This is a genomic window from Morganella psychrotolerans, from assembly GCF_001676055.1.
Taxonomy (GTDB): Bacteria; Pseudomonadota; Gammaproteobacteria; order Enterobacterales; family Enterobacteriaceae; genus Morganella; species Morganella psychrotolerans_B.
This window is the reverse complement of sequence record NZ_LZEX01000042.1, coordinates 243,133-264,603: the sequence shown is the minus strand read 5'-3', so window position 1 is coordinate 264,603 and position 21,471 is coordinate 243,133. Positions and strand designations below refer to the sequence as shown.

Annotated in this window: 23 protein-coding genes and 2 pseudogenes; 13 read left to right on the top strand and 12 right to left on the bottom strand. The window is 48.9% G+C overall.

Translation table 11 applies throughout. The features are described from left to right. The first annotated feature begins 78 nt into the window (after positions 1-78). Positions 79-777, top strand: coding sequence for a DUF3313 domain-containing protein (locus tag AYY17_RS16845; protein ID WP_067425571.1), 699 nt, complete (start codon positions 79-81; stop codon positions 775-777). 21 nt (positions 778-798) lie between these two features. Here the strand turns inward: AYY17_RS16845 and AYY17_RS16840 are convergent, their stop codons facing one another. From AYY17_RS16840 to AYY17_RS16830, 3 genes are read right to left on the bottom strand one after another with little or no spacing between them, the layout of a single operon-like run. Next, the gene (locus AYY17_RS16840) at positions 799-1,509 is read right to left on the bottom strand and encodes a DUF2799 domain-containing protein (RefSeq protein ID WP_067425568.1); all 711 of its coding nucleotides are present in this window, start codon (positions 1,507-1,509) and stop codon (positions 799-801) included. Between the two features lie 23 nt (positions 1,510-1,532). Next, on the bottom strand, positions 1,533-2,171 hold the full coding sequence (locus AYY17_RS16835) for a DUF2799 domain-containing protein (protein ID WP_067425565.1): 639 nt from the start codon (positions 2,169-2,171) through the stop codon (positions 1,533-1,535). A 15-nt stretch (positions 2,172-2,186) separates the two neighbouring features. Then, on the bottom strand, positions 2,187-2,927 hold the full coding sequence (locus AYY17_RS16830) for a hypothetical protein (protein ID WP_067425562.1): 741 nt from the start codon (positions 2,925-2,927) through the stop codon (positions 2,187-2,189). A gap of 382 nt (positions 2,928-3,309) precedes the next feature. Here AYY17_RS16830 and AYY17_RS21360 point away from each other — a divergent pair. Continuing rightward, positions 3,310-3,785: pseudogene (locus AYY17_RS21360) on the top strand (Hcp family type VI secretion system effector). Positions 3,786-4,015: 230 nt separating this feature from the next. Here AYY17_RS21360 and AYY17_RS16825 read toward each other — a convergent pair. The 5 genes from AYY17_RS16825 to AYY17_RS16805 all read right to left on the bottom strand — a co-directional run bounded on the left by AYY17_RS16825 (position 4,016) and on the right by AYY17_RS16805 (position 8,646). Further along, positions 4,016-4,213, bottom strand: coding sequence for a hypothetical protein (locus AYY17_RS16825; protein WP_067425559.1), 198 nt, complete (start codon positions 4,211-4,213; stop codon positions 4,016-4,018). Between the two features lie 360 nt (positions 4,214-4,573). Beyond that, positions 4,574-5,011: a hypothetical protein gene (locus AYY17_RS16820; RefSeq protein WP_067425556.1), complete on the bottom strand. Its 438-nt coding sequence runs from the start codon at positions 5,009-5,011 to the stop codon at positions 4,574-4,576. A gap of 406 nt (positions 5,012-5,417) precedes the next feature. Continuing rightward, the gene (locus AYY17_RS16815; protein WP_067425553.1) at positions 5,418-6,521 is read right to left on the bottom strand and encodes a glycerol dehydrogenase; all 1,104 of its coding nucleotides are present in this window, start codon (positions 6,519-6,521) and stop codon (positions 5,418-5,420) included. A gap of 198 nt (positions 6,522-6,719) precedes the next feature. Beyond that, positions 6,720-7,388, bottom strand: a complete 669-nt coding sequence (locus AYY17_RS16810; RefSeq protein ID WP_067425550.1) for a 7-cyano-7-deazaguanine/7-aminomethyl-7-deazaguanine transporter — start codon at positions 7,386-7,388, stop codon at positions 6,720-6,722. A 142-nt stretch (positions 7,389-7,530) separates the two neighbouring features. Further along, positions 7,531-8,646: a linear amide C-N hydrolase gene (locus tag AYY17_RS16805; protein ID WP_067425547.1), complete on the bottom strand. Its 1,116-nt coding sequence runs from the start codon at positions 8,644-8,646 to the stop codon at positions 7,531-7,533. Positions 8,647-8,804: 158 nt separating this feature from the next. Between AYY17_RS16805 and tusA the strand changes: the two genes are divergently transcribed. Both tusA and AYY17_RS16795 read left to right on the top strand, forming a co-directional pair. Next, positions 8,805-9,059 (top strand): sulfurtransferase TusA, encoded by a 255-nt coding sequence (gene tusA / locus AYY17_RS16800; RefSeq protein ID WP_067401245.1) that lies wholly within the window; start codon positions 8,805-8,807, stop codon positions 9,057-9,059. 21 nt (positions 9,060-9,080) lie between these two features. Further along, a complete protein-coding gene (locus tag AYY17_RS16795) occupies positions 9,081-9,920 on the top strand; it encodes a DUF817 domain-containing protein (RefSeq protein WP_067425543.1) in 840 nt (279 codons plus the stop codon). A 95-nt stretch (positions 9,921-10,015) separates the two neighbouring features. Here AYY17_RS16795 and AYY17_RS16790 read toward each other — a convergent pair whose 3' ends face one another. Together AYY17_RS16790 and AYY17_RS16785 are read right to left on the bottom strand one after the other, a co-directional pair. After that, positions 10,016-12,418: a zinc/cadmium/mercury/lead-transporting ATPase gene (locus tag AYY17_RS16790; protein WP_067425540.1), complete on the bottom strand. Its 2,403-nt coding sequence runs from the start codon at positions 12,416-12,418 to the stop codon at positions 10,016-10,018. Between the two features lie 142 nt (positions 12,419-12,560). After that, positions 12,561-13,193 (bottom strand): lysoplasmalogenase, encoded by a 633-nt coding sequence (locus AYY17_RS16785; protein ID WP_067425536.1) that lies wholly within the window; start codon positions 13,191-13,193, stop codon positions 12,561-12,563. A gap of 105 nt (positions 13,194-13,298) precedes the next feature. Between AYY17_RS16785 and AYY17_RS16780 the strand changes: the two genes are divergently transcribed. Further along, complete coding sequence (locus AYY17_RS16780) at positions 13,299-13,652, top strand: DUF2500 domain-containing protein (RefSeq protein WP_067425533.1); 354 nt, start codon at positions 13,299-13,301, stop codon at positions 13,650-13,652. Here the strand turns inward: AYY17_RS16780 and AYY17_RS16775 are convergent. Together AYY17_RS16775 and rsmD are read right to left on the bottom strand one after the other, a co-directional pair. After that, positions 13,653-13,965, bottom strand: a pseudogene (locus AYY17_RS16775) (DUF1145 family protein). Positions 13,966-13,976: 11 nt separating this feature from the next. Next, on the bottom strand, positions 13,977-14,573 hold the full coding sequence (gene rsmD / locus AYY17_RS16770; RefSeq protein ID WP_067425530.1) for a 16S rRNA (guanine(966)-N(2))-methyltransferase: 597 nt from the start codon (positions 14,571-14,573) through the stop codon (positions 13,977-13,979). Between the two features lie 327 nt (positions 14,574-14,900). Between rsmD and AYY17_RS22805 the strand changes: the two genes are divergently transcribed. The 8 genes from AYY17_RS22805 to AYY17_RS16735 all read left to right on the top strand — a co-directional run bounded on the left by AYY17_RS22805 (position 14,901) and on the right by AYY17_RS16735 (position 21,374). Continuing rightward, entirely contained in the window at positions 14,901-15,632 is a 732-nt protein-coding gene (locus AYY17_RS22805) for a hypothetical protein (RefSeq protein ID WP_067425527.1), read from the top strand. Between the two features lie 66 nt (positions 15,633-15,698). After that, the gene (locus tag AYY17_RS22800) at positions 15,699-15,881 is read left to right on the top strand and encodes a hypothetical protein (RefSeq protein ID WP_459562078.1); all 183 of its coding nucleotides are present in this window, start codon (positions 15,699-15,701) and stop codon (positions 15,879-15,881) included. 47 nt (positions 15,882-15,928) lie between these two features. Further along, a complete protein-coding gene (gene ftsY, locus AYY17_RS22795; protein ID WP_459562077.1) occupies positions 15,929-17,050 on the top strand; it encodes a signal recognition particle-docking protein FtsY in 1,122 nt (373 codons plus the stop codon). A 6-nt stretch (positions 17,051-17,056) separates the two neighbouring features. Continuing rightward, positions 17,057-17,722 carry a cell division ATP-binding protein FtsE gene (gene ftsE / locus AYY17_RS16755; protein ID WP_067425521.1) on the top strand — a complete coding sequence of 222 codons (666 nt, stop codon included), beginning with the start codon at positions 17,057-17,059 and terminating at the stop codon, positions 17,720-17,722. Next, positions 17,715-18,686: a permease-like cell division protein FtsX gene (gene ftsX / locus AYY17_RS16750; protein ID WP_067425518.1), complete on the top strand. Its 972-nt coding sequence runs from the start codon at positions 17,715-17,717 to the stop codon at positions 18,684-18,686. Before ftsE ends, ftsX begins: the two co-directional genes overlap by 8 nt. A 155-nt stretch (positions 18,687-18,841) precedes the next feature. Continuing rightward, a complete protein-coding gene (rpoH, locus tag AYY17_RS16745; protein ID WP_067401261.1) occupies positions 18,842-19,696 on the top strand; it encodes an RNA polymerase sigma factor RpoH in 855 nt (284 codons plus the stop codon). A gap of 306 nt (positions 19,697-20,002) precedes the next feature. Beyond that, on the top strand, positions 20,003-20,248 hold the full coding sequence (locus AYY17_RS16740; protein WP_067366772.1) for a Pathogenicity locus: 246 nt from the start codon (positions 20,003-20,005) through the stop codon (positions 20,246-20,248). Position 20,249: 1 nt separating this feature from the next. Further along, positions 20,250-21,374 carry a sugar diacid recognition domain-containing protein gene (locus tag AYY17_RS16735; protein ID WP_067425516.1) on the top strand — a complete coding sequence of 375 codons (1,125 nt, stop codon included), beginning with the start codon at positions 20,250-20,252 and terminating at the stop codon, positions 21,372-21,374. Positions 21,375-21,471 lie beyond the last annotated feature (97 nt).

The following is a 21,471-nucleotide window of genomic DNA, read 5'->3' as shown; positions in this document are numbered from 1 at the left end:
TTTCTATTCATATTATTATATTTTTCAGTGTTAGCATCCCGGTAACTTTTTAAAAATCATAAAGATACCGAGCGTAATATGTGTTGTGCAGTAAAGAGTAAAGCAACAAAGAGTAAAGCAACAAAGAATACAGTCACAAAATCCATCATAACCGCGGCAGCGCTCTTTCTGCTGGCGGCATGTTCAAGCCGCCTGCCTGATACGACGGAACAATCAGGTTTTCTGAGTGACTATCAGCGTCTGAATGAAGAAGATACGGTGTCCGGCAATAAAATAAAAGCATGGACATCAACGGAGTTCAGGACAGACAAGCCGGAAACCAAACTTATTTTTACCCCCGTGTCTTTCAGGCCGCTGAATAAAAATAACCAGATGGGCAAACAATTTATGACTGTGTTGCTCAACTACACTAATCAGCAAATCAAACGGGAACTGGCGAAACATTATACATTGACGGAAACTGCCGCTCCCGGAGTGCTGCATTTCAGCGGGGTGATAACCTCGGTCAGTCTGACAAACAAAGAGATGAAGCCGTATGAAGTGCTGCCGGTGATGCTGATTATTGCCGGAACTCAGCTTGCGGTCGGTAACCGGGATGCGGATACCAATCTCTTTTTTGAATGGAAAATTACAGATTCAGTCACGAAAACGGCTCATCTTGAGGCGATCAGGAAGAATAACGGGGTTCAGCTGAGTAACAAACAGCAACAGATAACGCTGGAAGATTTAAAAGAGGCAGTGGATACCATAGCGGCAGAGATCCTGCCTGCCGCATAGTATTCATACAGGCGGCTGATATTACCGGCCGCCGGTTTCCAGTATCAGCCGCTGTGCTTCAGAGTGCAGCAGCTCCAGCCTGTACTGTAAATCAGCCACTGTGTGTTTAAGCGAGCGGTACTCGCGGCGATCTTCGCGGGAAGTCTCACTGTCATCACTGTAGCGCAGTTTATTTTCCAGCTGAGACAGTTCGTATTTCGCATCGGACAGTTCGGATTTCTGATCTGCAATGATCCGGCCTTTGGTGAAAAAGATCAGCATATTCTGCCGCTGACGCTCTGAAAGCAGCGGCGAACAGGTTTCCATCATATTATCAAACGCGTACTCAGGCCCGACATACAGCGCGGTATTATAAACACAGTAACCGTCTTTCAGCCCCTGCTGATAACCGGCTTCCCACTGTTTTTGATTGAATTTCAGCTTGTAACGCTCACAATCACGCAGAGTTGAATTATAGTATTGCGCGTTGCCGCCCCGCGTTCCGATATCATATCCGGTTTTGCGCCAGTCAGCCTGATAGGACAGACAAACCTGTTTCTCTTTTTCGTGCAGAATCTGCACCTCTTTCATGCGTTCGGCTTCCCGCGCCTGTGATTCAGCGATCCCGGCGGGAGAGGCATTATATTGCTCTGCATCAAAATTATCACTGGCATTACCAATAGCGCCGCAGGCCGTCAGCAGAAGCAGCGGAGAGAGCAGCAAAATACGCCGTACGGAGACAATTTTTATCATCAGGTTATCCGTTATATGTCTGATCAATTATATTTCACGATAGCGGAGAGGTTCTGGCTGTCCAGCGCGCTCAGTTGGCTGCGGTACTGGCGCAGAGTCCGTTCAGAATCACGCTGTTCCTGCTTCAGACGACGCAGCAGATAGCGGGCTTCGCGGGCATCCTCTTTATCTTCCATTCTGTCTTTACGGTAGTCCAGATCCCTGATGGTACTCTCCAGATCGTTATATTCTGTTTCCAGCTCGTTTATTTGATAGTTAATATCTTTCCAGCGCTGTCCCATTGCCCATGCCGCATTGAGCTGAGATATCCGCGCAGCTTTTGCCCGGCAGAGAGTGGTTTCATAGATGTAATTTTGTTTCCCGGTTTTATAGGCCTGCAAGGGGGTGCAATATTGTGCCACGCCGCTCTTGTGTCCGCTGTCCCACTGTTTTTGATCAACCACAAAGTCGTGTTTTTCACACAGTTCCCGGTATTGCACCAGACCCGGCGCGCTTTCCACACCCGCCAGAGCGTAATCCCGCCCGAGCGTCAGCGAACCCTTTTTACAGATTTCCCGCTCGCCCGCCGCCTTTTCTGAGGCTTTCATGGCGCGCCATTCTTCATCGGACATACAACCATTCAGCAGCGGGAGCAGTGAGAGCAGCAAAAAATATTTTTTCATCCGTAACCTGTACTTTTAGTGCCAGATAGTGAAAGGAAGTGCCAGATACTGACCAAATGTCAGCAGGCCGTCCGCAACGGTTGCCAGCGGAGAAAGGGCTTTTGCTTTGCGGTTTTGAGACTCCAGTGTGGCTTTGTCTTTGGCTGTGACGGTATCAATCAGATACGGAAACGGGCGCGGCAGTTTTGTTTTTATTGCCCGCTTTGATTCAGGCGTGGTGGTAAACATTTGCGCGCGGCTGTCACCCAACGGGAAATAAAAGCACGGCTCTTTCAGGAAAAGAGTAAAATAAATCCGGCTTGATTCAAATGTTCTTTTGTATTCATCAATTTGTGACTGCGCAACTGTGTTGTTAAAACACAGAATTAAGGTGAGATCACTTAACTCCGGTTTCTCCAGCGGAATACCGTTTTTATCAACCAGTTTGTAATCCCAGACTCCCCAGCCCTTTTCATCACGATACCGCACGCGGATATTATCGCGGATAGCCGGGGTATCGATGATGAACTGCACTTTCTTTGCAACCGGCGCAATATAGGAATATTTCTCCCCGACTATCAGAAACTCTTTTTTCTTCGGGTCATAGGAGAAACCAATAAAGCTATCTTCACTCCGGTTGGTAACGGTCGGGTTAAAGGCATCGGTAGAACGAAGGACTTTAGAACTGACAATAGTGCGGTCGATGGGGTCGTAACTGCCGCAACCGGCAAGAAGGGTGGCGGATAATCCAACAATAAACCAGGGTATTATTCGCATGATTAAAATTCCGATTCAGAAATAATAAGGTCAATGACCGAACATCAGATGAGGGAAGAGTAGCTAATTTCACCGCGGATAAAATCAGGATTAATCCTTAATGTAATAAACCTTGGAGATTATCTGTGTTTTTGGGGGCGGGGGACAGATCACCACCGGGGATAGCCTTTGGTTTCGGTGGTCTTGAATATTCGGCTACCCCTGCATTATAAGTACCCTAACTCAAAATGGCTTGTGAACTATTTCTTTAAAAATCGTCATCATTTCAGTGTAAAAAACGCAACAAATTTACCTCGGTAGGTTAAGTATTTATTTGATATTTTTATTGCCTTACGATAGAAACAATGGCTTACTAAAGCTAAATATCACATGGGGAAATAAAATGAAAAGCCAGATACTCATGAAAACCCAAGGTGAGAAACAAGGGTTAATATCAGCGGGTTGTTCAACCCTTGATTCAATAGGAAATCGATATCAAGAAAGCCACAAAGATCAAATGCAAGTATTAGATATTGATTATAATATAAGTCGAATGCAAAACTCTGTACATCATCCCATTTTGTTTACAAAATCAATAGATAAATCATCTCCATTGTTAGGTGTTTCAGTAGCTGTAAATGAATTATTAAATGCAGAGTTTAGTTTTTACAGAATAAGTCAATCTGGAAAGTTAGAAAGATACTTTTAAATAAAGATAACAAAAGCAACTATTGTTGACTTCAATCAATCATTCCCGAAAAAAATAATCGTTCAAACATAATCTCTCATGAAAAAATACTTTTGAGATATGAATCAATTTCGTGGAGTCATATAACAGCAGGAACCAGTGGCTACTCAATTAACACGCAAAATATATAATAAAACAAATAAGCCTATTTTTTCTTTTTTATTAAAAAATAAATAGGCTTAATGTATAGAACTATCAACATAACAAATAAAATAATAGAAAAGATCAACGATTCAGGAAGTCCTAACAATGTAACAAGGAATAAGCCAATCAAATATAATCGTAAATGTTCTAGCTCAACTTTTAAAAATCCCTTCATCTTCCAATTCCTTATTTAGAGTAAGCCATTCTAACTATAGACTCAAATACTTGGTTTACCGTCTTTTTTTTCACTACTTATCATATATAACTCAGGAGATATTATAGGCTCTACCACAAAATACGCCATTTCTATATTTTTTAAATGCAGAGTGTGGAATAGTATAAGATGACTAATATACAACCTATCTTTAGCTCTTGCTGCTTTTTCAATAATCCCATAACCGCCTAAAAAAGCCATGGTAATAATTCCACTTATGAACACTCTGGTTTTTCGGGAGGATTACCGCTAATGCCATAATCTAATTATAGTTGTTTTATTTTAGGGAAAGCAGACAGCAGACGAACGAAAAACTTAAATGGTAAAATCAAAAAATAAATGTTGTCGAAAATTAAGAATACTCTGTTATTTATGTAGGTAACTAGTTAACTTCCTATTTTCCTTATAAACTGCATAAGGAAAATAGGGTTAGGATATAAAACTGAGGGGGATAATAATGTCTTACTATTTGATATCTACTGTATTATTTTCTTCAGTGATAGCTATCTCGACCCTGTAATACAGGGTCCATAATTTTTACTGCACATAAAAATATCAAATTTAAATATGATCCCAACAACCTTGAGATGTCCATTTTTTAATAATACCTTTCTTGTCGGTAGTAAAGTTATCTACACACGTGGTGTGATTTGCCCCATTATTCATATATTGCAAATACTTCCAGGTATATTGTTTGCCGCCATCTGTTCTTTGGTGTATTCCCCAGGGGCTACCCCAGGATTCGATGAGGTCATCAATTGATTTGCCATACCATTGTGTTCTTTTCTTCGCAAATTGTTCCTGTCTTTCTCTTAGTCTCCGTTGACCGTCGGTTTCACCACCTTGATATTCACCATTTTGCGCATTCTTATGTTTTGCTCCGGGTACTCCGGTTAAAGCATAAGTCATATCGGATATGGCATCCCGATCTTTTTGAGTACAACCAGATATAGCAAGCACTGATACGAATAATGAAATAAATATTAAATTCTTAGTCATAAATACACCCTTTAAATTTATTTTACAGATTACCCCTTATTTTATTTGTATAGCTTACAAGAGAGATAGCGTTTTAACTAGTTGCCTATATAAATCACAGAAAGTTCTTAATTTCCGACGTGGATATAATTTTTATTTCACTTAATAGTTTTTTGTATATGAGTAATATCAGCGGATAAAAAACCTGATGTCCCAATGTGGACAGTCGACTTCCTTCCCCTTATCTGAAGCAACTCTGATTAGAGTTTTTCAACTACTTCCGAGAAATCTCAGGCGGAAGATTATTCAGGCTTTCATGTGACTGATTCCGGTTGTAATCCTGCATCCGGAACCAGTCCATTTATTTTATCTGATGCCCACGTTCACTTAACACCCACAAGCATCCCAAACTAACTTACATAATCAATTAATAAAGCCAGTCGCGACCCATGCGATCGGCTGCCATGATGGCGGCGTAAACCTGGTCTGAATCGACTTCAAACGGCATATTGTAGATGGTTTCGTTGTCGGCGCAGCTCAGTTCGGCAATCGCCATCACTTTTTCTTCCAGCTCCGGACCGATGCAATCCACACCCAGTTCTTCCAGTGTAATCGGCAGACCGACCTGTACGCAGAACTCCAGAACCATCTCCAGCTCTTCTGCCGGAGCGTTTTCCAGCACTAACTGAACGATTGTGCCGAAGGCGACTTTTTCACCGTGATACATGTGGTGGCACTCTTCCAGTGCGGTAAAACCGTTATGGATAGCGTGCGCTGCCGCAAGACCGGCGCTTTCAAAACCCAGGCCGCTGAGCAGCGTATTGGCTTCAATAATATTTTCCACCGCTTTGGTACTGACACCGGCTTCCACCGCAAGTTTGGCTTTGATGCCGTCACTGAGCAGCGTATCAAAACACAGACCGGCGAGAGCCAGCGCCGCCAGCGTTGTGCCGCCGCCTGCCATGGTCATTTTACCGGCTGCACTGCATGCGCGGGCTTCAAAATAGGTAGCCAGAGCATCACCCATACCGGCAACCAGCAGGCGGGCAGGGGCGCGGGCAATAATATTGGTATCCATCACAACCACATTCGGGTTCTGCGGATAGAACAGGTAGCTGTCAAACGCGCCGAGTTCATTATAAATAACGGACAGTGCGCTGGTCGGCGCATCTGTGGAGGCTATAGTCGGGGCAATAATCACCGGTATCTTTGCAAAATGCGCAACCGCTTTTGCGGTATCCAGTGTTTTACCACCGCCGACACCCAGAACCGCCTGGCATTTATGGTTTTTCGCCAGTTTGGTCAGGCGCTCGATCTCTTCATGGGTACATTCGCCCCCGAAGATCTCAACGACACCGGAAACTTCATACTCGCTCAGACTTTCATTTACGATTTCGCCTACCAGTCCGTGGACAAATTTATCAGCAATTACCAACGTTTTTTCTGCCAGTGGTCTGATGTATTTACCCACATGGTAAAGCGCGTCCGGGCCCTGAATATATTTGGCCGGAGATTGGATCACTTTTAACATACTCAAACTCCTGAATGCATCGCGTTATGGTGTCTGTGAGGGATTATTCCGTCTGAATCAGACTATCAGTTACAACAACGGATATGTGAGACCTGACGCACTGTAATGGCCGGGAGTACTGCAGCAGATGGGGAAAATGTGATACAGCCGACAGCGCAGAGTGAGGATAATCACTCTGCGTGTCAGAAAAATGACAGGTTAGTGATGCGCGGGCAGAGAATCGTCGTCTTTTTGTTCGAAAAACGAGCGCAGGATCAGATTGAGCAGCACGCCGTAAGCCGGCAGGAAAAAGAGCATGCAAATGGTCACTTTAAAGCTGTAATCCACCAGCGCGATTTCCACCCAGTTTGCCGCCATAAACGGATCGGTACTGCGCCAGAAGGCGATAAAGAAAAAGGCGAGCGTATCAATCAGATTGCCGACAAACATCGCAGCAGCAGGCGCAACATACCAGCGGTGGTTCTGACGCAGGCGGTTGAATACGCGCACATCAAGAATTTGCCCGAGGGCATAAGCCATAAAGCTGGCGGCGGCAATTCGTGCCACAAACAGATTAAAGTGTGTCAGCGCCTCAAATCCCTGCCAGTCGCCCTGAAAGAACAGGGCAGAGACAACATAGGAGATAGCCAGTGCCGGTATCATCACAGAGGTGATAATTCGCCGCGCCAATGGTGCGCCGTAGATCCGCACTGTCAGGTCAGTTGCCAGGAAAATAAAGGGAAAGGTAAATGCGCCCCAGGTCGTGTGGAAGCCGAAAATAGTGATCGGCAACTGCACCAGATAGTTACTGGAGGTAATGATCAGAATATGGAAAAGCGATAACCAGGTCAGCGCCATAAGCCGCTGCCGGGGGGATAAATTAAACATATTGTACCTTTTTGGTGGTTGGGGTTAGGGAACCCAATAAACTCAGCGCAGGATGATACGCCGTTTGCGCAACAAAATCAAAGCGGGTGTCTTTGTTGTCGTGACTGATAGTTCCCTGCCGGATGGCGGGGAACTAAACGATTTATTTCTCACTAATCTCATATTGCTCAGCGGCATAGCTGATACTGGCAAACTCAAAAGGTTCGGCTTCAATGAATGCCCCTGCGGCATTACCGGAATAGATATTCGACTGTTTTTCGCCCAGCCCCAACATTTTCACTTTTCCGGTTTTTTCCGAAAAATCAAGATCATTCAGATTGATCCAAAATGTATTAGGCGTTACGACCGATTCAAAAAAGTACACTTTGTTTTTCTGATCCGCCACGGTACGCCAGCGTGTGGAAGAACGCGGTGCTTTGGTGGCCACTTTATCTGAATTGGCACGGTTTTCCAAGCGATAAGGTGCTGATACATTACGGATAATACTGAACACAGACGCCAGCGTTTCATCTTCTGTGAGTGTCCGGGGGATATGGTTGCTGTAAAAAGAGGCCCGGGTAAACCGATCTGCGGAACGGCTTGTTCCCGGTAATGAACTGAACCCGTCAATTTCTTTCCAGTAGTTGTTCAGCGCGATTTGCTCACTGTACACCGGAGAGTTTGTCAGTACAGAATAGTTGACTGAATGGCTGATCACCTGCTTACCATTAATATACTCAATGATTGCACTGTCACCTGTAGCATCAGAAATAGACAGGTGCAGTGATACATATTTCCCGGCACCCGGAAAACCATCGGATACAACAATAAATTCTGATTTGCGCAGAGCCGTCACTGCTTCTTTAACTGTAGCGAAATTATCCAAAATATATTGTGCCCATGCGGAGATAGACAGAATAGATTTGTCTTTACTGTCCGGCGGATAAACGGATTCTGACAACCAGAGCAAGTTTGCCGTCAGGCCTTTTTCATTCATGCCGTCTGTTGTGGAAACATCAAAGCCGGAAGCGATGACACTGCCGTAGCGGGATGTCCATCTCAGCCCGTGATCAACGGGGGCGCCCTCACGGTACATGCCGCGGGGAAACAGCCATAAATTGGTACCGATAGTATGTGACCAGTCCATTGAGCGGGCAGTCAGAACATGCTCATTATTTCCCTTATAGACCAGCCGGGTACAAGCTTCTGCCGGTAGGGCTGCTGCCAGTAAACAGGTTAATAATGCGGGGATCAGACACGGTGGTGTTTGTTTTTTCATTTCAGTTCTCCGTAGAAGGTATACCACAACAGTCTGTCTGACAGAACGGCGGGCTGAAATAACAGTTTTTAATGTAAGGCACTAAAAACAGATACACAGGCGTAGTATTGTTATTTGCGGTATAATTCCCCGCCATTTTCTTTGACGGGACAACAATGATGTCAGATGCTTTTTCTTGTGTTGATAAAACCCTCGATACCCTCGGGCTGCGCTGCCCTGAGCCGGTAATGCTGGTGCGTAAAACCATTCGCGGCATGAATGCGGGAGAAACCTTGCTGGTGCTGGCAGATGACCCTGCGACCACGCGGGATATCCCGGGCTTCTGCCGGTTTATGGAGCACGAATTGGTCGCACAGGACACAGATAATACGCCGTACCGCTATCTGATCTGTAAACATGACAGTGCGCTGTAATTATTTTTCAGGGACAGTTCCATGCCTGGTAGCCTCGATACCTTTCTGCTGGCGCAGAAACACTCGTCACTGACCGGCTGGCGCCGGTTTATCCTTGAATTCTGGTTTTTTGGTCTGAAAGAGGCGAGAGCCTGTTTATTTGCCGCCTTCTTTTTTCTGGCACTCTTTTTAGTCCCTGCAAAAGGTGTTTACGGTATTCCGCGTTATGATTTCCTGCTGATCCTGGCGGTATTGTTTCAGATTGGTATGGTGTGGAAAAAGCTGGAAACGGTGGATGAACTGAAAGCGATTTGTATTTTCCACGTCGTGGGGTTTGTTATGGAATTATTCAAAACCTCATCGGCTATCGGGTCATGGAGTTACCCGGACTTTGCCTATACAAAGTTGTGGAATGTGCCGCTGTTTACCGGTTTTATGTACGCGGCGGTCGGTAGTTATGTGATTCAGGCCTGGCGCTTCCTGCATGTCCGTATTGAAAATTTCCCGCCCTACTGGCTGGCAACGCTTGTCGCGCTGGCCATTTATGTCAATTTCTTTGCGCATCATTTTATCGGCGATTACCGCTGGTATCTCACCGCCTTTATTCTGGGATTGTATGCGCGCACGATGGTCTATTTCACGCCGTATGATAAAGAGCGCAGAATGCCGCTGTTACTCAGTTTTGTGCTGATTGGCTTTTTTATCTGGCTGGCAGAAAATTTCGGGACTTTTTTTGGTGTCTGGCAGTATCCGAACCAGATTGGTGCGTGGGCAACAGTCCATGCCGGAAAGTGGGGTTCCTGGTCACTGCTGGTGATTGTCACTTTCACGATTGTGGCGTACCTCAAACACATTAAAGCCACGATTTTAGTGGTCCGGTAACCGGTAGTTTATAGCCGGTAACAGAAAGGGGATGCAATTTGCATCCCCTTTCTGTTTTACTGCATTATGTTTTACAGCATTGCGATATCAGCGGGTTACTTTTTCACTGCCCGCAGCAGGCGCACGGCGTTGGCGGTAACCAGTGCGGTTGCACCGGAGTCAGCCAGTACCGCGACCCACAGCCCGGTCAGCCCCATCAGCGTGGTTACCAGGAAGACCGCTTTCAGACCCAGTGCGATAGCAATGTTTTCGCGGATAACTCTGCGTGTTGCCCGGGACAGCGCGATGATTTCCGCAATACCGGTCAGGCGGTTATGGGTCAGGGCGGCATCGGCGGTTTCCAGTGCCACGTCTGTCCCGCTGCCCATGGCGACACCAATACCGGCGGCTTTCATTGCCGGCGCGTCATTGATACCATCGCCCACCATCATGGTGCGGTGCTCTTCATTAAGCGCCATCACCGCTTTTACTTTATCTTCCGGCATCAGCCCTGCGCGGAAATCCATTCCGACCGCATTGGCGATAGCAGCGGCGGCACGCGGGTTATCCCCTGTCAGCATCACCGCATTGACGCCCATGTTGCGCAACTGTGCGATAGCCTCCACGGCATCGTCACGCAGTGTATCCTGCATGGCGATAAGCCCGGTCAGTTGTTGGTCTGCGACCACCGCGACCACGGTTTTCCCTTCATTTTCAAGGCGGATAACTTCAGCTGCATTGGCTTCCGTCAGCAGACCTTCTGCCAGTTTGCCCGGAGCGCTGACCAGTACATTTGTACCATTCAGGTTACCCTCAACCCCTTTACCGGCATGTGCTTTGCGGTTATCGGCTTCTGTGATGGTCAGTCCGAGTTCAGCTGTGCGTTCAAGAATCGCTTTGGCTAACGGGTGGTGTGAGCCGCTTTCAACTGATGATGCAAAGGTCAGAACATCCGCATTACTGTGATTATTCAGCGCAACGATATCCGTAACCTGTGGCTTACCTTCTGTCAGTGTGCCGGTTTTATCCAGGGCAACGGTGGTCACTGTACCCAGTTGTTCCAGTGCGGCACCGCCTTTAATCAGCGCACCACGACGGGTGGCAGCTGCCAGTGCGGAGGTGATCGCCGCAGGGGTGGAAATCACCAGCGCACACGGACAACCAATCAGCAGCAGCGTCAGACCACGGTAGATCCACGGATACCACTCAGCACCCATAAACAGTGGCGGAACCACAATCACCAGCGCGGAGAGCAGCATGATCATCGGCGTATAGTAACGGCTGAACTGGTCGATAAACCGCTCAATCGGCGCTCTGCGCTCTTCGGCTTCTTCAATCAGCGTCATGATGCGGTCAATCGCATTCTGTCCCTGTTCAGAAACCACTTTCATTTGTACTGCTCTGTCGACGGAAAGCGAGCCTGCCGCGACTTTTTCACCCTGTGCCCGCTCAACCGGAACGGATTCCCCGGTCAGTGCGCTTTCATCAAAACTGGCGAATTCGCTGAGCAGTTCGGCATCGGTCGGTAAACGTCCGCCCGGTGCAATTTCAATAATATCGCCCGGACGCAGTTGTGAAACCGGCACAGATGTCTTTTTGCCGTCTTTAATCACCACCGCATCTTCCGGTACCAGTGCCATCAGCGCACTGACACCACGGCGGGCACGGCCTGCCGCATAAGACTCCAGCATTTCACCCAGCAGAAAGAGCAGGATAACCATTGCCGCTTCTTCTGTGGCACCGATAACAATCGCGCCGACGGCAGCAACCGTCATCAGTGTTTCAATGGCAAACGGCGACCCGGAACGGATCAGGCGAAACGAACTTTTTGCAACCGGGTACAGCCCGATCAGCGTTGACGCGATAAAGGCATATTTACCCAGGGTCGGATTAATCAACTCCAGCCCGTAACTGAGGGCGATCAGTATCGCGAGGATAATCATTGGTGCCGCTTGTTTCAGCAGACTGACTTCTTCTTTTTTCTTTGGTGCTGCATTTTTGTCATTCAGGTCGTACAGCGTGAAGCCTGTCTGTTGTACAGCAGTTGTGACTGCCGCGCGCACATCTTCACCGGCATCCACCACCAGTTTTTCGGTGGCAAACATCACTTTTGCCTGTCTGACTGAGGCGACTTTGCCGACGGCGGTTTCTATTTTCCGCGCGCAACTCGGGCAGTCCATACCTTCAATCAGCCAGTTATAACGGCGGCTGCCGGATAACTCAGGCGGTGTGACATCATCATTTGCGGCTTTATCGTGTGAGCAGCAACTTCTCTGTGCATGGTCGTGGCTGGCGTGGTCATGATGTGAGTCAGTATGCGCATGATCGTGCGTGGCATGGTCATGCGCGCGGGACTCATCTTCGTCATGTTCCTTCTGCGCGTGTTCGCTGTGGTCATGTGCATCATGATCATGGCTCTGATGTGCCGCCGCGGTCTGACCGGCGGAGCACTCTGATTTACCGGTGCAGCAGCAGCTGGTGCTGTGCGTATGCTCATGTTTGTCTTTGTTCGGGTGCATAAACACCTCCCTGTTCAACAGTTCAGTTGTTGTTAATTTGTCTCATTAACAGGAAGTGTACACATTGGAGTAGACTCCAGAGTCAACAGCAGGAACACATAATTTTAGGCAAATTGTGCGTTCCTGCTGTTTTGTGGCGTGATTACATTAGTGTGATCGCGCGGACAATCAGGAAGTGACCGAGGAAATAGAAAGTGGAATAGACCGCTTTTGCCAGCTTAAACGAGAACAGAAAGCGGTTCACCAGCCAGAGGATCAGGTTCAGTACCAGACAGAATGCCCCGATCATCAGGGAGAAATTATAATCGGTTCCCAGCCCGAAGAACTGTTCACCGGCAAGCCACGCCATCACCAGCGCACTGAGAAGTGCGGTCAGTACCGGAATTTTGTGATCGCCGAGTTTGTACCAGAGCAATGCCGGAACGGCGACAGCAATCACCAGCAATGTAATCAGCAACGGAATATAAAATGTGAAATTATTCAGCAGGGCGAAGCTCAGGGCATACAACAGATAAAACACGGCACTGGTGTACAAAGAGAGATCGATTTTATTGTCTGCGACCAGGCGGATGGTGTCAGACACAATCGCGACTAACAGCCCGACGCACACCAGGTAACCGGAGATATCCAGCCCGTAATCACCGCTCCATGCCCACAGTAGTAACAACAGCAGAGTGACGGGACGGAAGACCCAGCGCTGCCAGTCCGGTCCCCGGTAGGCGGCATCGATATAGAGCCAGCCGGAAAAAAGTACAGCGATAAATGGCCAATTCATGGGGTGTCCTTTAGATATGTTGAGGGCGAATAACACCTGAATATTTGCTAATATCCCGTATTTACAGGTCACGATCAACAAGATTGCAGGAAAACAAGCATACCCATGAATAAATTTGGATTATTAGGTTTTATTGTTGCCGCACTTATTATTGTACTGGCAGCACGTCGTTTCCTCGAACAGAGAAAGCAAAATGAGATTAATGACAGCTCTGTCGTAACAACATCTGAAGTGACGGTTGCAGAGAAAAAGGATTATCCGTACCCGAATATGCGCTCACGCGAGCGGGATGTGGTCTTCCCGGAAACCTTCCGTTATGAGGTGCATTTCCGCCCGCTGTCCGGGAAAACTATCGTGGTATATATAAAAGAGGCGCAATACCGGGAGATAACCCTGCATTCACGCGGAACGCTTTTTATGCAGGGCACCCGTTTTATCCGTTATGAGCCGCTGCGCTGATCAGGGCTGGTCGTGTTTGTCGTCATCGCCCGCAGGCGGGGATTTCAGTTCTGCCTGCTGACGACGCAGCATGATAAGCAGCTCAAAAACGCCGAACAGAAAGACCCTGAGTTTGCCGGCGGCGGTCAGTTTTTTATCTTTCGGCTGACCGGCATTGAACATCGCCATCAGCAAACCGTGCATCACGACCATAAAAAAAAGTGGCGATATGCATAAAAATATTCAGTGGTTTCGGGAACGGATGAACCAGGCTGAAAATCAAAAAACTCCACACTGATAACATCAGCAACCGGCCGATATTAATCCAGAACATACGGACTCCTGTTAATTAGCCTGCTCAGCAGTTGCCTGCCGCAGGTAAAGACGATACGCAACCTGACCGGCCACTTTCTCCCGGTGACACAACCAGTTTGCCGGGATAACCAGCGGATCTGATTCTGCTTCCGCTTCCGCGTAAATCATGGCATTGGCACTCAGCCAGCCATTTTGTTCCAGCAAATCAACCGTTTCCTGTAATAACCCTTTACGGAACGGCGGATCGAGAAACACCACATCAAACGGTGTTCCCGGTTGTGCCAGAAACTGCGGCGCACTCTGATTTACCACTGTTGCGTGATCGCAGGCCAGCAAACGGGCGTTAGCCGTAATTTGCGTGGCAACCGCGCGGTTCAGTTCAATAAATGTCACGGCAGCGGCATGGCGGGAGAGGGCTTCAAACCCGAGCGCACCGCTGCCCGCGAATGCATCAAGGCAACGCGCACCATTGATCACCGGCATCAGCCAGTTAAACAGGGTTTCACGCACGCGATCAGTGGTCGGGCGCAGGCCGTCGTGTGTCAGAACCGGCAGTTTTCGTCCGCGCCACAGACCGGCAATAATACGGATTTGCCCCTGAGGTGCGCTATGTGCTTTTTTTACCATAACTTTCGCAACTTATTAATCTGAAGTATGACGAGTATATACCCAACGTCATTCAGGATGCAGACAGGCTTCCCGCAACCGGCGAACCTGTGGTTTGAATGAATAAGGGTATATCTGACGGGAAAACAGCGACATATTATACGCATGTTTTGTAAAAATTCGTTTAAATTTAACCTGAAATCACGGAAAGCCGATGCGCAACCATCCTGTGAAATGATAGACTGCGTCTAATTCACAATTAATGATGATAATTACGCCATATCTGCTCAACATTTTCCGGAACGCGCAGGCGCCGGGGGTGACGGGTAACAGTGTGCAAGGGGTATAGTGGCTGTGGCAAAAGATAAGAAAAAAGGTTTTTTCTCCTGGTTGGGTTTTGGTCGTAAAGATGATGAAAATCAATCACAGGAGAGTCAGGAACAACAGGCAGAGCAGGCACGCTTAGCCGAAGAACAGGCTCAGCGTGATGCACAAATTGCAGAGCAGGCACGTTTAACCGAAGAGCTGGCACGCCGTGATGCACAAATTGCAGAGCTGACCCGTTTAACGCAGGAGCAGAGCCGCCGTGATGCCGAAATGGCAGAGCAGGCACGATTAGCCGGAGAACAGGCTCAGCGTGATGCTGAAATGGCAGAACAGGCCCGGTTAGCCGAAGAACAAGCCCGCAGCGATGCACAAGCTGCTGAAGAACAGCGTTTTGCGCAAGAGCAGGCACGTCGTAACGCAGAAGTCAGTGAACAACAGCGTTTAGCGGAAGAAAAACGTCTTGCGCAAGAGCAGGCGGCAGAACAGCAGCGGGCAGAAGAAGAACAACGTCAGGCGAAAGAGCAGGCACTGCGTGATGCGCAGGCGCTCAAACAGCAGCGCCTGGCAGAAGAACAGCGTCTTGCACAAGAGCAGGCCGCAGAGCAGCAGCGTGCAGAAGAAGCACAACGCCTGGTAAAGAACAGGCTCAGCGTGATGCAGAGGCTGCCAAACAGCAGCGTCTGGCAGAAGAGCAGCGTCTTGCGCAGGAACAGGCAGCAGAGCAACAGCGTGCAGAAGATGCGCAACGTCTGATCGAAGAGCAGGCCCAGCGTGATGCACAGGCAGCCAAACAGCAGCGTATAGCGGAAGAAAAGCGTCTTGCACAAGAACAAGCCGCAGAGCAGCAGCGTGCAGAAGAAGCACAACGCCTGGTCAGAGAACAGGCACTGCGTGACGCAGAGGCTGCCAGACAGCAGCGCATCGCGGAAGACGCGCGTCTGGCGCAGGCTGCTGAACAACAGCGCCTGGCAGAAGAACAAGCCCGCCGTGATGCTGAAATAGCAGAGCAGGCGCGGTTAGCAGAAGAACAAGCCCGCCATGATGCTGAAATGGCAGAGCAGGCGCGGTTAGCAGAAGAACAAGCCCGCCGTGATGCTGAAATAGCAGAACAGGTGCAGTTAGCAGAAGAACAGCGTCTGGCTGAGGAAGAAGAAGCGCTGCGCCTTGCACAGGCGCAGGCAGATGCAGAAGATGCACAAGAGATCGAAAATGAATCTCCTGCACCGGCCGCCACACAGGAAAAACCGGCTAAAGAGGGCTTTTTTGCCCGCCTGAAACGCAGCCTGGTGCGTACCCGTGAAAATATCGGCTCCGGTTTCTTCAGTATTTTCCGTGGCAAAAAAATTGATGACGATCTGTTCGACGAGCTGGAAGAACAGCTGCTTGTGGCGGATGTCGGGGTGGACACCACCCGTAAAATTATTACCAGCCTGACACAGCATGCCAGCCGCCGTGATCTGAAAGACGCGGAAGCCTTGTTTACCAAATTGCGTGAAGAGATGGGCGAGATCCTGGCAACGGTAGATAAGCCACTGGTTATCGAAGATAAAAGACCGTATGTGATCCTGATGGTCGGCGTGAATGGCGTCGGAAAAACCACCACTATCGGTAAAATGGCGCGTCAGTATCAGGCTCAGGGCAAATCTGTGATGCTTGCTGCCGGAGATACCTTCCGCGCAGCTGCGGTTGAGCAGCTTCAGGTCTGGGGTGAACGCAATAATATTTCTGTTATCGGACAGCATACCGGGGCTGATCCGGCTTCTGTGATTTTTGACGCTATCCAGTCGGCAAAAGCGAAAGGCGTTGATGTCCTGATCGCAGATACCGCAGGGCGCTTACAAAATAAAGCGCACCTGATGGAAGAACTCAAGAAAATCGTGCGGGTGATGAAAAAACTCGATGAGGATGCCCCGCATGAAATTATGCTGACATTGGATGCCAGCACCGGGCAGAACGCCGTCAGTCAGGCGCGTCTCTTTAATGAGGCCGTGGGGCTGACCGGGCTGACTCTGACCAAACTTGACGGTACGGCGAAAGGCGGGGTTATCTTTGCCATTGCGGATCAATTCGGTATTCCTATCCGGTATATCGGGGTTGGTGAAGGTATTGACGATCTGCGTCCTTTCAAAGCCGATGATTTTATTGAGGCACTTTTTGCCCGGGAGGACTAATCATCCATGATCCGCTTTGAACACGTCAGTAAAGCCTATTTAGGCGGCCGGCAGGCACTCCAGGGGGTGGATTTTCATGTCCGCCCTGCTGAGATGGTGTTTCTGACCGGGCATTCCGGCGCAGGGAAAAGTACCCTGCTGAAACTGATTTGCGGAATTGAGCGTCCCAGTGACGGGGCTATTTCATTTGACGGACATAATATCAGCCGCCTGACAAACCGTGAGGTGCCGTTTCTGCGCCGCCAAATCGGTATGATCTTTCAGGATCACCATCTGCTGATGGATCGCACAGTGTATGACAATGTGGCGATGCCGCTTATCATTGCCGGCGCGAGTCAGGAAGATATCCGCCGCCGTGTCAGTGCCGCACTGGATAAAGTCGGACTGCTCGATAAAGCACGTAACTTTCCGGTTCAGCTCTCCGGCGGGGAGCAGCAGCGCGTGGGTGTTGCCCGTGCGGTGGTGAATAAACCGAGAGTGCTGCTGGCGGATGAACCGACCGGGAACCTCGACAGTGAGTTATCAGAAGGGATCCTGCGTCTGTTTGAAGAATTTAACCGGGCGGGTGTGACAGTTCTGATGGCAACACATGATATTATGTTGATTGAGCGCCGGAATTACCGTGTGCTCACTCTGAGTCAGGGGCGTATGACGGGAGATCTTCATGGCTAAGCAACCGCGTAAACCCGTAAAAAAAATACCGTCCAAGTCCAAAGCGCTGAAAGGCGGCTGGCGTGAACAGTGGCGTCATGCGTGGGTAAATACGGTCGGTGATATGTTGCGCCAGCCACTTTCCACATTGCTGACCGTTATGGTGATTGCGATTTCCCTGACACTGCCGAGTGTTTTTTACATCGTGTGGAAAAATGTCAGTCATGCCGCGGAGCAGTGGTATCCGACACCGCAACTGACTGTTTATCTGGATAAAGGTCTGGATGAGCAGGGCGGACAAAAGCTGGTGGATGAACTGAAAGCCCTCGACGGCGTGGATAATGTTAATTATCTCTCCCGCGACCAGGCGATAACAGAATTCCGTGCCTGGTCCGGCTTCAGCACTGCACTGGATATGCTGGAAGAGAACCCGTTACCGGCTGTTGCTATTGTAACGCCGAAAATTGATATGCAGAGCAGTGATACACTGATGACACTGCGTGATCGTGTCAGCGCATTGTCCGGAATTGATGAAGTCCGTATGGATGACAGCTGGTTTGCCCGCCTGGCGGCACTGACCGGGCTTGTCGGGCAAATCGCCTCAATTATCGGCGTTCTGATGATCATCGCGCTGTTCCTGGTAATAGGTAACAGTGTCCGGCTCAATATTTTCAGCCGCCGGGAAACCATCAATGTGATGAAGCTTATCGGGGCAACAGACGGCTTTATTCTGCGTCCGTTCCTGAACGGTGGTATGTTGCTGGGGGCATCAGGGGCAATATTATCACTGTTATTATCATCACTGCTGGTATGGAAATTAGCGGCGGTTGTCACAGGTGTCGCGGCAATTTTCGGTACAACATTCACCTTAACCGGGCTGGATTGGGATGAGGCACTGCTGATTGTGCTGGTTTCCGGTATGATCGGCTGGATTGCCGCCTGGCTGGCTACAGTTCGTCATTTACGCCATTTTATGCCGCAATAACCGACCGGCAGACCGGCAGACCGGCGGAAGGCAATTCTCTCTCCGCCGGTACTTCATAGCGCAGGCACGAAGTGGTAGGCGTAACTGCGCCTCATGCTGTACACTATTTGTCATTATCGTCTGCCGACGTCATTTTTATTCATATCGAGGACTGAATGACTAAAGATACCCAATCCTTAGTATTGGTTCCGCAGGGAAGCATTGAAGCTTACGTCCGTGCGGCAAACCAGTATCCGATGCTGACGGCAGAGGAAGAGAAAGAACTGGCTGAGCGCCTCTATTATGATGGCGACCTTGATGCTGCGAAAAAGCTCATCATGTCTCATTTGCGGTTTGTCATCCATGTTGCCCGCAGCTACTCCGGCTATGGGTTGCCTCAGGCGGATCTTATCCAGGAAGGAAATATCGGGCTGATGAAAGCGGTGCGCCGCTTTAATCCGGAAATGGGTGTGCGTCTGGTGTCATTCGCGGTTCACTGGATCAAAGCAGAAATCCATGAATATGTGCTGCGTAACTGGCGTATTGTAAAAATCGCCACCACTAAAGCACAGCGTAAGCTATTCTTTAATCTGCGTAAATCTAAAAAACGTCTGGGTTGGTTTAACCAGGAAGAAGTCGAAATGGTTGCTCAGGAACTGGGTGTCACCAGCAAAGATGTGCTGGAGATGGAATCGCGTATGGCGGCGCAGGATATGGCATTTGACATGTCCGATGACGACGACGGTGATCATCCGGTTATAGCGCCATCGCTGTTTCTGGAGGATAAATCCTCTGATTTCGCAGATGAAATTGAAGAAGATAACTGGGATAACCACGCCACAGATAAACTCACCATGGCGATTGATACCCTGGATGAGCGCAGCCGTGATATTATCCGCGCCCGCTGGCTGGATGATGACAGCAAAACAACATTGCAGGAACTGGCTGATAAATATGGTGTTTCTGCTGAACGTGTTCGCCAGCTGGAAAAAAATGCCATGAAAAAACTGCGCCAGGCTATTGAAGACTGATTGTGTCTTGTGTCCGGTATGCTGATAACGGGCAAAATGAAAAGTCGCTGTGAATACCTCCCTGTAAGCTCAGGCGCGCCATCCATGGCGCGCATGCTTTTCATTCCTTTACCCGTTATCATCCTCCCTGCTCTGAATTATTCCTTTTAGTCTCTTTTTCTCTTTCTCCGCTCCCATTTTTCCCGCAATTTGTTATGGTAGCCGTATGATTTTCTGGTATATCCAATGTCATTCAGGATGCAGTCTTCCCTGCGCCAACGAATCTGCAATTTGAATGAATAAGGGTATAGTCATTTACGGAGCAATATGCCATTTTCCCCCGAAGACAAAGCCGTTTTATTAGCGGTAAAAGGTGTTGGCGCCAAAGTGGTTGAGCGCCTGGAACAGATGGGTTTTTCGACACTGACTCAGCTTGCCACCGCAGATGCGCCCTCACTACTCAGTGCCGGTGCCGCGCTGACCGGCTCCACTTGCTGGCGCAACAGCCCGCTGGCAAGAAAAGCCATTGAATCGGCTATTGCGGCAGCAAAACTGACACACGTAAAGTCCTGATATGACCCCGGCCCGGCTTGACCAGCGAACCGCGCGGCTGATTGTTCAGCGGACCATGCAAATCCTCAGTTATTCTGTGAATGTAATGAATGCGCAGGGCGTGATTATTGCCTCCGGTGATCCGCAGCGGGTTAACCAGCGCCATGAAGGTGCGGTACTGGCACTGACGGAAAACCGGATTGTTGAGATTGATGAGGCAACGGCAGCGACACTGAAAGGGGTAAAACCGGGGATTAATCTGCCGGTGATTTTCCGTGACAGCATGGTCGGCGTGGTCGGAATTTCCGGTAAACCGGATGAGGTGCGCAACTATGCCGAACTGGTGCGCATGGCCGCCGAACTGGTTCTTGAACAGGTCGATTTACTTGAAAAATCACAGTGGGACAGGCGTTATCGTGATGAACTTGTCAGTCAGCTGATAAGCCCGGAGCAGCAGCCGCAGTCGGTTAAATCTATCGCCGCTTATCTCGGGATCTCGCCTGACAAACCCCGTGTTGCGCTGATCCTCTCTCTGCCGGCGCCGGATCATGAACAATTTCATCAGTTAGTCGAATACATTGATAATCTGAAAATGGATCTTCTGGTCAGTATTCGCGGCATCAATTCCCTTGTTGTCCTCAAACCTGTCATATGTGATGAGAATTTCCGGCTGGTTTCGCCGTTGCGCAAACAGTTACAGGCATTACGGCGGCAGCTACCCTCTTCGCCTGAATTGCAGATGTATGTCGGTGGTTTCTTTCACGCAAACAACGGATTACACCGATCATGGCAGAGTGCCTGCGCGGTACAACAACTCGGGCTGACCCCGGCGTATGAGCAGAAAACGATTTTTTATGATGAAGTTAAGCTGCCCGCATTATTGCAGGGATTTCGTGACAGCTGGGAAGCGGCTGAACTGACCTCAGCCTGGCAGCAACTGAAGGCGGCAGATACCCGAAATGTGTTATGCCACACACTGAAGACCTATTTTGATCAGAATTGTGATCTGTCTCAAACTACAAAAATGCTGCATATTCATACAAATACACTGCGCTACCGTCTCACGCGTGTTGAATCGATTACTGGCTTAAATATCAATAGATTAGAATCAGTTATTCAGCTGTATTTCGGGATCCTCACCGAATAGCCTTTTGTAGCATTCTACAAGTTACGCCATTCCGGCTATCCGTTTTTTGTCGGAACCTCTCAAGCTAATCCTGTTCTGCCGCGCCATAATAAACGCC

Excerpts from the sequence above, each read along its gene's own strand:
- AYY17_RS16845 (WP_067425571.1), top strand. The coding sequence starts at position 79 with ATGTGTTGTGCAGTAAAGAGTAAAGCAACAAAGAGTAAAGCAACAAAG.
- AYY17_RS16780 (WP_067425533.1), top strand. The coding sequence starts at position 13,299 with ATGAATAAATTTGGATTATTAGGTTTTATTGTTGCCGCACTTATTATT.
- rpoH (WP_067401261.1), top strand. The coding sequence starts at position 18,842 with ATGACTAAAGATACCCAATCCTTAGTATTGGTTCCGCAGGGAAGCATT.
- AYY17_RS16735 (WP_067425516.1), top strand. The coding sequence starts at position 20,250 with ATGACCCCGGCCCGGCTTGACCAGCGAACCGCGCGGCTGATTGTTCAG.
- AYY17_RS16820 (WP_067425556.1), bottom strand. The coding sequence starts at position 5,011 with ATGACTAAGAATTTAATATTTATTTCATTATTCGTATCAGTGCTTGCT.
- AYY17_RS16805 (WP_067425547.1), bottom strand. The coding sequence starts at position 8,646 with ATGAAAAAACAAACACCACCGTGTCTGATCCCCGCATTATTAACCTGT.
- ftsE (WP_067425521.1), top strand. The coding sequence starts at position 17,057 with ATGATCCGCTTTGAACACGTCAGTAAAGCCTATTTAGGCGGCCGGCAG.
- rsmD (WP_067425530.1), bottom strand. The coding sequence starts at position 14,573 with ATGGTAAAAAAAGCACATAGCGCACCTCAGGGGCAAATCCGTATTATT.
- AYY17_RS16835 (WP_067425565.1), bottom strand. The coding sequence starts at position 2,171 with ATGAAAAAATATTTTTTGCTGCTCTCACTGCTCCCGCTGCTGAATGGT.
- AYY17_RS16825 (WP_067425559.1), bottom strand. The coding sequence starts at position 4,213 with ATGGCTTTTTTAGGCGGTTATGGGATTATTGAAAAAGCAGCAAGAGCT.
- AYY17_RS16740 (WP_067366772.1), top strand. The coding sequence starts at position 20,003 with ATGCCATTTTCCCCCGAAGACAAAGCCGTTTTATTAGCGGTAAAAGGT.
- AYY17_RS16815 (WP_067425553.1), bottom strand. The coding sequence starts at position 6,521 with ATGTTAAAAGTGATCCAATCTCCGGCCAAATATATTCAGGGCCCGGAC.
- AYY17_RS16795 (WP_067425543.1), top strand. The coding sequence starts at position 9,081 with ATGCCTGGTAGCCTCGATACCTTTCTGCTGGCGCAGAAACACTCGTCA.
- AYY17_RS16785 (WP_067425536.1), bottom strand. The coding sequence starts at position 13,193 with ATGAATTGGCCATTTATCGCTGTACTTTTTTCCGGCTGGCTCTATATC.
- ftsX (WP_067425518.1), top strand. The coding sequence starts at position 17,715 with ATGGCTAAGCAACCGCGTAAACCCGTAAAAAAAATACCGTCCAAGTCC.
- AYY17_RS16810 (WP_067425550.1), bottom strand. The coding sequence starts at position 7,388 with ATGTTTAATTTATCCCCCCGGCAGCGGCTTATGGCGCTGACCTGGTTA.
- tusA (WP_067401245.1), top strand. The coding sequence starts at position 8,805 with ATGTCAGATGCTTTTTCTTGTGTTGATAAAACCCTCGATACCCTCGGG.
- AYY17_RS16840 (WP_067425568.1), bottom strand. The coding sequence starts at position 1,509 with ATGATAAAAATTGTCTCCGTACGGCGTATTTTGCTGCTCTCTCCGCTG.
- ftsY (WP_459562077.1), top strand. The coding sequence starts at position 15,929 with ATGGCAGAGCAGGCGCGGTTAGCAGAAGAACAAGCCCGCCGTGATGCT.
- AYY17_RS16830 (WP_067425562.1), bottom strand. The coding sequence starts at position 2,927 with ATGCGAATAATACCCTGGTTTATTGTTGGATTATCCGCCACCCTTCTT.
- AYY17_RS16790 (WP_067425540.1), bottom strand. The coding sequence starts at position 12,418 with ATGCACCCGAACAAAGACAAACATGAGCATACGCACAGCACCAGCTGC.